The organism is Aurantibacter sp. (genome assembly GCF_042094015.1).
Lineage (GTDB): Bacteria > Bacteroidota > Bacteroidia > Flavobacteriales > Flavobacteriaceae > Aurantibacter.
In genome coordinates this window covers 1-6,351 of sequence record NZ_JBELDZ010000103.1, presented here as the reverse complement: position 1 = coordinate 6,351, position 6,351 = coordinate 1, and the positions used below count along the sequence as shown (strand labels likewise).

The 6,351-nt window shown below is 27.9% G+C and carries 6 protein-coding genes and 1 pseudogene; 2 read left to right on the top strand and 5 right to left on the bottom strand.

The features are described from left to right. Positions 1–632, top strand: a pseudogene (locus tag ACFDSN_RS11460) (aconitate hydratase); the annotation flags it as partial. 117 nt (positions 633–749) lie between these two features. Further along, positions 750–1,340: a TlpA family protein disulfide reductase gene (locus ACFDSN_RS11455; protein WP_375239992.1), complete on the top strand. Its 591-nt coding sequence runs from the start codon at positions 750–752 to the stop codon at positions 1,338–1,340. Positions 1,341–1,343: 3 nt separating this feature from the next. On the opposite strand, the gene ACFDSN_RS11450 is transcribed toward ACFDSN_RS11455, so the two are convergent. Genes ACFDSN_RS11450 through ACFDSN_RS11430 form a run of 5 tightly spaced genes read right to left on the bottom strand, consistent with a single transcriptional unit; the run spans position 1,344 to position 6,172 of the window. Further along, positions 1,344–2,489 (bottom strand): lycopene cyclase family protein, encoded by a 1,146-nt coding sequence (locus ACFDSN_RS11450; RefSeq protein ID WP_375239991.1) that lies wholly within the window; start codon positions 2,487–2,489, stop codon positions 1,344–1,346. Positions 2,490–2,497: 8 nt separating this feature from the next. Continuing rightward, positions 2,498–2,947 (bottom strand): beta-carotene hydroxylase, encoded by a 450-nt coding sequence (locus ACFDSN_RS11445; RefSeq protein ID WP_375239990.1) that lies wholly within the window; start codon positions 2,945–2,947, stop codon positions 2,498–2,500. Between the two features lie 10 nt (positions 2,948–2,957). Further along, positions 2,958–3,797 carry a phytoene/squalene synthase family protein gene (locus tag ACFDSN_RS11440; RefSeq protein ID WP_375239989.1) on the bottom strand — a complete coding sequence of 280 codons (840 nt, stop codon included), beginning with the start codon at positions 3,795–3,797 and terminating at the stop codon, positions 2,958–2,960. A gap of 1 nt (position 3,798) precedes the next feature. Next, complete coding sequence (locus ACFDSN_RS11435; RefSeq protein WP_375239988.1) at positions 3,799–5,259, bottom strand: phytoene desaturase family protein; 1,461 nt, start codon at positions 5,257–5,259, stop codon at positions 3,799–3,801. Then, positions 5,252–6,172: a MerR family transcriptional regulator gene (locus tag ACFDSN_RS11430; RefSeq protein WP_375239987.1), complete on the bottom strand. Its 921-nt coding sequence runs from the start codon at positions 6,170–6,172 to the stop codon at positions 5,252–5,254. The genes ACFDSN_RS11435 and ACFDSN_RS11430 overlap by 8 nt, the downstream gene beginning before the upstream one ends. Between the last annotated feature and the right edge of the window lie 179 nt (positions 6,173–6,351).

Sequence of the window (6,351 nt, the reverse complement as noted above, 5' to 3'; positions counted from 1 at the left end):
TTACACCAATTGGTAACGAAATAAAAGGTGCTAAATTATTAATTAAAGCACATGGAAAATGTACAACCGACCATATTTCTATGGCTGGACCTTGGTTACGTTTTCGTGGACATTTAGATAATATTTCTAACAACTGTTTAATTGGTGCGGTAAATGCATTTGGTATGAAAACCAATTTTGTAAAAAATCAATTAACGGGAGAGTTTGGAGGAGTTCCAGATACAGCAAGAGCATATAAAGCTGCAGGTATTAATTCAGTAGTTGTTGGAGATCATAACTATGGAGAAGGTTCTTCTAGAGAACATGCTGCAATGGAACCAAGACATTTAGGTGTTGCTGCTGTAATTGTAAAATCTTTTGCTCGTATTCACGAAACAAACCTTAAGAAACAAGGTATGTTAGGGTTAACATTTGTTAATGAGCAGGATTACGATAAAATTTTAGAAGATGATACTATTAACTTTTTAGATTTAAACGAATTTAAGCCTGGTAAAACTTTAAATTTAGAGTTTGTACATGCTGATGGATCTAAAGATGTTATTGAATTAAATCATACATACAATCAATCTCAAATTGATTGGTATAATGAAGGTTCTGCCTTAAATTTAATTAAGAAAGAAAATAATGCTTAATTAAATATATTAAGTATAATAATTTTAAGGCTTCCGTTAATTTGGAAGCCTTTTTTATTAATTAAATGGTCTTTAAAATTATAAAATTAAATGTGGAATTTATATATATTATAATATATGTTTTCAGTAAAAAAGTTTAAGTTTAGTTTTCAAAACATTATAAGTATTCTTATTGTTTTAATACTTGTAATACCCCAAACAAGGCAACCGCTGCAATTACAGGTTCAGAAATTGATTTCGCAATTCTCTCCTTCTTTTGAAACAGAGCTTCAAACAGTAGAGACATTAGATTTTAAGTTGAAAGATTTAAAAGGGAATAACTATAATTTTAATGAAACTGAACATAGAGTAAAAATTATAAGTTTTTGGGCAACTTGGTGTCCGCCATGTGTAGCAGAATTACCAAGTATGCAGGCTTTATATAATGATTTTGGGACAAAAATGGATTTTGTTTTTGTTTCTAATGAAGATCCAGAAACAATTTCAAAATTTTTAAAAGGAAATAATTACAATTTTCCAGTTTATATGCCGCAAGAAAACCCAAAAAGCATATATTTTAGACCAAATACAATTCCAAGAACATTATTAATAGATCATAAAAATAGAGTTCGTATTTTTAAGGAAGGCGCAGCTAATTGGAATAGTAATAAAGTTAGAGATTTAGTTAGAGATTTAATATTTAGAGCACAAGGTTATTCTAATTTATAATGGTTAAACTTTTAATGTTTTTAAAAAAGCTTTTATAAAACTGAAACTAAATAACGACCACATAATTTTTAAATCTTCAAGTAGGGTAGATTCTTCATCTAAAAATCTAAACATTGTTTTTATGTTATTTTTACTATAATAATTTGTAAAAACCCATTCACCTTTGTTGTTTTCATCTAACAAGACTTTTAAGAAAATTTTATCGTAAAACTTATACTTTGCGTTGATTAGCCCTTTAGAAGGTAATTGGTTGTCTTTTATGTTCTGAAGAATTTTTGACACTTTTTTTTCGGTATGTTTAAAGCTATAACCAGTTGAACCTTTAACCCATCCGCCAGCAGTACCGATTTTTGTTATGTTTTTAGTTGAATAATCCTCGAACGGAAATGTTGACATTGGAATTTGTCCTTTTTCTGTTTCTTTTATTTTGTAATCTGTAATTTTAAGTTGCTCTGAAATGTATTTTTTTAAGAATTTATCATAAACTTTATCTGAGACAACTTCATCTGTGAAATAAGTAAATTCTACTAGTGCTTCGGTTCTAGAAAACGGTAATACATACATAAAAGAGGTTTTATTACCATCTTTTAACCTGTAATCCATCATTGTAATTTCATCTGGATTAAAATGATTTGTTTTTGTTGTAATTACCCAACCTTTAAAATGTTGAATAATATTGATGTAATTTTCTTTTTTTAAATGAAATTCTTCAGGAATTCTACTGTCAAAAATATGATTTGAAGTATATCTATTTTTATCTGTTATTACTGTTATTGTAGAGTTATTAGTAGAAAATACATTTTCTGAAATAAAATAAAAATTTGAATTTTCTTTTAGTGTCTTTTTAGCATAATTATAAAAATCTAGTGATTTTATCATTTTATAATTATAAGGTTTTAAGGCAATTTTTATGCATTTTTTATTCCCGTAAACTTTAGCTTCAGACCATTTTTTAGAAACTAAATGCTCTAAGCTGTTAGTTGAGGTTTCCCAAAAACACCAAGTTTTATCATTTGTTCTTTTTGAATCCTTATCAATTAAAGCTATTTTTTTGTCTTTAAAAAACACATCGTTTTTAAAAGATAAAGCCAGCTTTAAGCCGGCTAACCCTTGTCCTATAATAATATAATCAAAATGATTTTGTTTCATTTATAGATTTATCTCTTAAAATACTTAAACGGAACGAAAAGCATTCCAAAACATTCCCCATCGCCTTTGCCTAAATGTTTATGATGCATTTTATGAGCTCTTCTAACGCCTTTAGCATACCAATTGTTTGCGTTTCTGAATAGTTTAAAGCGTTGGTGTATAAATATATCGTGAACTAAAAAATAAGTAGCACCATATGCCATTATCCCTAAACCGATAGGTAAACAATACCAAATACTTTCATAGCTCCATAAGTAAAAGCAAGTCATACTCACTATTGCATAAAATATAAAAAAAGCATCATTACGCTCAAACCAGCTTTTGTGATCTTTATGGTGGTGATCTTTATGTAGCGACCATAAAAAACCATGCATAACATATTTATGTGTAAACCAGGCCATAAATTCCATAGCACTAAACACACCTAAAAAAACTAATATCCAATATAAATTTTGCATTGTTTTTATTTTATATTAAGTTAAGTTGATACTTTACGTAGCTTCTTGTTAGTAGTTCAAATTTCTTATAATTGGGAACTCTAATTCTGGTAGATTTTATTTCTAAGGCAGGCGTTTTTTTTATTTTTTTCAATAATTGACTGTAATACCTGTAAGCCATAAAAACACCAAATTTAGCTTCTAAAGGTAGCTTTTTTATACCATCTAAACCTTTTTTGAAATCACTTTCAATATCTTTAATAATTTCTTGTTTGTCTTTTTCAGTTAGATTATTTAAATCTGTATTCGGGAAATATGTGCGTTCTAAAGTGTCAAAATCTGCTTTTAAATCTCTAAGGAAATTTACTTTTTGAAATGCAGAACCTAAGGACATTGCTGTATCTTTTAATTCTTCATATTTAGAATTATCTCCTTTAACAAATACTTTTAGGCACATTAGCCCTACTACATCTGCAGATCCATAAATATAATCTTTGTATTCTTGGTCAGTTAGATAGGTTGATTTTGTTAAGTCTAACTTCATACTTTTCATAAAAGAATCTACCATATGCTTATCTATATTACTGTTGTGATAAGTAAATTGAAAGGCATTTAAAATTGGATTTAAACTAATTTTATTAGTTAGTGATTTTTTTAATTCTATTTCGAAGTCTTCAAATAATGAAGGTTTGTCATAATCATGAAATGAATCTACAATTTCATCTGCAAAGCGAACAAATCCATATATATTATAGATGTCTTGCCTAATAGAATTTGACAGCATTTTTGTGGCTAAAGAAAATGAGGTGCTATAAGAGTTAGTAACAACTTTACTGCATTTGTATGAAACTGAATCAAATAAACTTTTCATTTTAATTGTGGTTTTTGTTTATTAAATCGGCAACCAACTTTCCTGAAATTAATGCTGGAGGAACTCCAGGTCCAGGAACTGTTAATTGACCAGTAAAATATAGGTTGTTTACTTTTTTACTTTTTAGATTTGGTCTTAAAAAGGCGGTTTGAAGTAATGTGTTTGCCATTCCATAAGCATTTCCTTTATAGGAATTATACTCGCTTATAAAATCGTTTACACAAAAACTTTCTTTAAATATAATATTATTTTTTACTTTTTGTCCAATTCTTAGCTCAAGACGAGATAAAATTAAGTTGAAATATTTTTCTCTCAATTCTGGTGTATCTTCTATTCCTGGAGCAATTGGAATAAGAAAAAATCCTGTTTCATAACCTTCTGGAGCCATAGTTTTATCTGTTACTGACGGGAAATTAGCATAAAATAATGGATCTGAAGGCCATTTAGGACTATCATATATTTCTTGTGCGTGTTTTTCAAAATCTGTATCAAAAAATAAATTATGGTGATTTATATTTTCTATTTTGGTGTTAAAACCTACATAAAAAAGTAAGGAAGAAGGTGCAAATGTTTTTTTACTCCAATACTTTTCTGAATATTGTCTGTATCTTTGATCTAATAAAGTTTCAGAATGATGATAATCTGCACCACTTAAAACAATATCAAATTTTAATATTTCATTATTAACTTCTATTGATGAAGCTTTTTTATTATTAACATTAATCCTAGAAACAGGAGCATTTGTTTTAAACTTCACACCTAGCTCTTTTGCTAAAGATTCCATTGCTTCAATAACTTTATACATTCCGCCTTCTGGATGCCAAGTTCCTAATCCAAAGTCTGCAAAGTTCATAAAGCTATAAAACGAAGGTGTTTTATTTGGTTTTGCACCTAAAAATAAAACAGGGAACTCTAAAGTTGATATTAATTTGGGGTTTTTAAAACGTTTTCTTACTTCGCTACTTATAGTTTTGAAAAACTGATCTAAGCGTGTTATTGTCTCTGGAGTTACTAATTCTAAAGGTGATATTCCTGGTTTTAAAACAACTTTATTTATAGCAATTTCATAGTTTTCTTGAGCTGTTTTTATAAATTTCTTTAATGGAATTGAACTGCCGTTCTCTATTCGTTCAAATTCTAAACAAATTTTATCCATACAATCACCAATAGTTATTGTATCGTCTTCGAAAAAAATTTTATAAGCTGGACTTAGCTTATTTAGTTGATAATAATCTGAAGTTTTTTTATCAAATTCAGCAAAGAACTTATCAAATATATCTGGCATCCAGTACCAACTTGGACCAATATCAAAAATGAAACCTTGTTTTTTAAATTGTCTACAGCGACCACCAATTGTTTCATTCTTTTCGAAAACTGTTACATTATGTCCAGATTTAGCTAAATGGCATGAAGCAGAAAGTGCTGAAAAGCCTGAACCAATTATTGCAATGTTTTTATTCATAAATTGGAGTAGATTCTATAGTATCTATAATCTCTTTGGAAAATTTATAGGTTGATACTTTGTTTGAAATAGAATCTGGAATTACTTCAGTCATTCTACCACAAATTAATAATTCGTTTGAAGTGTTGTGTAATAGTTTTTTGTTGAATTCTTTTAAATATTTCTTAATGTCATTAGCCTCAGGTTTTATAGTAAAACAGGAAATGAAAGTTATTTTTGAATAAAAATCCATTAAACTTATCATACTTTCAATAGGAACACTCTGACCTAAATATATAGTATGGTGTCCTTTATTTAGAATTTCATAATTAATGAAAAGTAAGCCTAATTCATGAATTTCATTATCAGGTAAGAACAGTACGTAGGTTTCTTTTGATTTGGATGATTCTATTCCTTTTGAGCTTTTTTCAGTATTAACTAATATTCTTTGTTTTATTAATTCTACAATAAAATGTTCGTGTGATGGTGTTATTGTATTTGTCTGCCACAGTAGACCTATTTCATTTAAAAACGGGACAAAGTAACTAAAGAAGATCGTCTTAAAATCATATTCACTAATCAACTCATTATATGTTTTAATAAATAAAGCTTGATCAAAGTTTAACATAGCTAATTTAAAAACATCAATAATATGGTTATTATTTTTAGAGCTAATGGATATTTCTCGAACTTTATCACATATTTCTATGGATGAAAGTTTTGCTATTTTAGATATTTTAATCCCATTAGAATTTAGAAAAGAGATGTTTAATAGCTTTTGAAGACTATCTAAACTATAATACCTAATGTTAGTATTTGTTCTATTTGGATTAAAAAGATTATAGCGCTTTTCCCATATTCTTATTGTATGAGCTTTAATTCCTGAAAGATTTTCAAGATCTTTAATACTGAATTTATTTTTTATGTTGTTCATTGTTTGGTAAAATTAATTAAACAAATCTAATTAATTTATTATTTTGTAAAAGATTTAGAAATAATTAACAGAAATTTAAAATGACACAAAAAAAAAGTTAAACCTTTAGGTTTAACTTTTAAAAAGTGATCTGGCTGGGGCTCGAACCCAGGACCCTCTCCTTAAAAGGGAGATGCTCT